This is a genomic window from Kluyvera sp. EC_51 (assembly GCF_019584505.1).
GTDB classification, from domain to species: Bacteria; Pseudomonadota; Gammaproteobacteria; order Enterobacterales; family Enterobacteriaceae; genus Kluyvera; species Kluyvera sichuanensis.
Genome location: NZ_VDAG01000077.1, coordinates 1 through 2,984, shown reverse-complemented (window position 1 = coordinate 2,984; position 2,984 = coordinate 1). Strand labels below are relative to the sequence as shown.

General features: G+C 49.3%; 2 protein-coding genes. One reads left to right on the top strand and one right to left on the bottom strand.

Annotated features, from left to right (window positions below; translation table 11 throughout):
- On the bottom strand, positions 1-84 hold an 84-nt coding region (locus FHC49_RS13940; RefSeq protein WP_001774864.1), incomplete at its 3' end, for an IS1 family transposase.
- A 218-nt stretch (positions 85-302) separates the two neighbouring features.
- On the opposite strand from FHC49_RS13940, the gene FHC49_RS13935 reads away from it, so the two are divergent.
- Positions 303-2,888 (top strand): EAL domain-containing protein, encoded by a 2,586-nt coding sequence (locus FHC49_RS13935; protein WP_047064185.1) that lies wholly within the window; start codon positions 303-305, stop codon positions 2,886-2,888.
- The last annotated feature ends 96 nt before the right edge of the window (positions 2,889-2,984 follow it).

Here is a 2,984-nt window from a genome sequence, read left to right as displayed (position 1 = left end):
CTGATGTCCGGCAGTGCTTTTGCCGTTACGCACCACCCCGTCAGTAGCTGAACAGGAGGGACAGCTGATAGAAACAGAAGCCACTGGAGCACCTCAAAAACACCATCATACACTAGCATCACCGACAAAAGGCTGCCTCATCGCTAACTTTGCAACAGTGCCCTTATTCGCACCTTCCCTAGCTAAAGCAAAAAAAAGTGCTCAAAAAATTCTGGAGAAAAAATCCGTTTCTGCCGATACTGCCTCTGCGGGCTGTGCCTATTTCAGGACAATGGACTCTCACCCGTTAAGAGATGGGGAAAATGAACTGGCAGCGCTTCAACAAAGTAAGTAGTTTTTCAGGAGAAACCAGTGGCATAGTAAAGAAAAATTTTATTATTACCGCGGCGTTGCTGAGCAGTCTCTTTCTGGCGGCAATAGTGAATCTTTTATATATCGCGGATAATCTTAATAATAAAGCAGACGCGCGCAGCAGTTTACTTTTGCAAAAAGCCCTCACTAACCGGCAGGAAAAGATACGCGCAAATTTAATGGATAATGCCGACTGGGGCGAAGCGTATAATAATTTGCACAAGCAGGTGAATGTTAAATGGGCATGGGACAGCCAGAACCTTGGTGAATCGCTTTACACGAATTACCAGTATGAAGGCGTATTTGTTTTGTCTCCCGCCGGGGAGACGCGTTATAGCGTCATTGAAGGAAATCTTGTCAGCCAGCCTTTCGAGAAATGGCTCAACCGGAACATCACCAAAGAACTTTTTAACGACCTCTCACAAAGCCAGGGTAAAGCCGTCTCACGCCTTATGATGACCAACGGGCAACTCACCTTACTGGCGGCGGCCCGGATCACGTCGGAAGACGATGAAAGCATCACGCCGGTGGCGGAAGATGCCTCGGTACTGATTTTCGCCGACGTGTTAACGCCCGTTAAACTGGAGAAAATGGGCAACGAATACGGCATTCATAATGCGCATACGTTCGGCAGAATGGAGCCACACCTGAAAGCCGACTACCGGGAAGCTCAGCTTATTTTACCCATTGATAATGGCGATGTTCTGATTGAGTGGCGAAGCGACGATCCGGGCAGAGCGCTGATGAACCGGGAGCTGCCGTTAATCATCATTCTGATGTTATCGACCATTGCATTTACCTGGTTGATGCGGCGTGGTGCGTTAATCAAAGCGCAAATTAATGACGAAAATGTTTTCCTGCTTGAGCAAAGCCGACAAGCGCTTACGGCAAGTGAACGACGCTTTCGCGACGTCATTGAAGCCACCACCGACTGGATTTGGGAAGCGGACAGCGAGGCACGGCTAACGTGGTTATCCGACCGTTTTTCCCGCGTTACCGGTCATCATTCTGACGACTGGCTTGGGCGGAACATGTTGGATTTCATCCACAGCGACAAAATCCTTTTTCATCACTGGCTGCTGAATCCGCAGACGAGCAGTAATTACACGCTCAAAAAGGCCCGCTATTTCTCAGCTCAGGGCCATCAGCGTTACTGCAATGTGGTGGCGAAGCGCGCCATTATGGATGATGGTTCTATGGGCTTTCGCGGTACGGTGACCAATGTCACTCTGGAAGTGGAGGCGCAGGAGCGTGCCGAGTATTTATCGCGGCATGATGAATTAACCGGCCTACCAAACCGGGTCAGAATGAAAGAGTTTCTGGAAAGTGAGCTGCGTTCTTTACCCGATCCGGATCATCCCCTGGCCATGATCAGCCTCGACCTGGATAAATTCAAACCGGTAAATGATTTATTCGGCCACAATGCGGGCGATGCGTTACTCAATGAAGTCGCCAGCCGGTTGCGGTCCTGTACCCGTAAAATCGATCTGGTTGCCCGGCAGGGCGGAGATGAGTTTATCCTTATTCTGCCGGATATTTATGTGCGTAAAGACATAGAGACGCTCTGCCAGCGCATTGCCAGTGAAATAAGCCGGCCTTTTATCGTTAACGGCAATGAAGTGTATATCAGCGTGAGTATGGGGATTGCACTGGCGCCTCAGGATGCAATGAACGCCAGCGATCTGATTCGGTTATCCGATATCGCATTGTATAAAGCGAAAAATACCGGTCGCAATAACTGGGTGTTTTACGAACCCAACATGGGCGAGTACTTAATTCAGCGCCGGGAAATGGAAAAAGAGTTTCGTGAAGCGTTATGCACAGACCAGTTTCAGCTGGTTTATCAGCCCCGTTACGACATTAAAACCTCGCGTATCGCTGCTGTCGAAGCACTGGTTCGCTGGCAGCATCCGCGTCTCGGTTTACTGATGCCGGATCAGTTCATCCCGCTTGCGGAAGAGACGGGCCTGATCGTTGCCATGAGTGATGTGGTGCTGGAGAAAGCCTGTAAAGATATGGTGCATCTCTCGCCCGATTTGGTTATTTCGGTCAATATTTCGGCGGTGGAGTTTAATACCCGTGGCCTGGCGAAACGGGTAAAGGCTGCGCTGCAAAAATCGGGGCTTAAACCGTCCCGGCTGGAGTTAGAAATTACCGAAAACGTGACGATTTCCAATCCGGATATCACGCTGGAAACCATGAAGCAGCTGAAGGATATCGGCGTACGCTTTTTGATTGATGACTTTGGAACCGGCTACTCGGCATTAAGCTATCTGAAACGCTTCCCGTTCGACGGAATAAAGCTGGATAAATCTTTTGTGTTCGCCATGGAGGAATCGGAAAACGCCAAAATCATCGTTGAGAATATTATCGGCCTTGGCAAAGCCTATTCGCTGGCTGTCACCGCTGAAGGCGTGGAAACGGCGGAGCAGTTGAAAAGGCTTAAACATTATCACTGTGACGAGGCGCAAGGGTATTTCATCGGGAAGCCTGTCGCGCTTGATGTGTTAAATTTAGAGGCACTGTTGCAAAGTTAGCGATGAGGCAGCCTTTTGTCTTATTCAAAGGCCTTACATTTCAAAAACTCTGCTTACCAGGCGCATTTCGCCCAGGGGATCACCATAATAAAATGC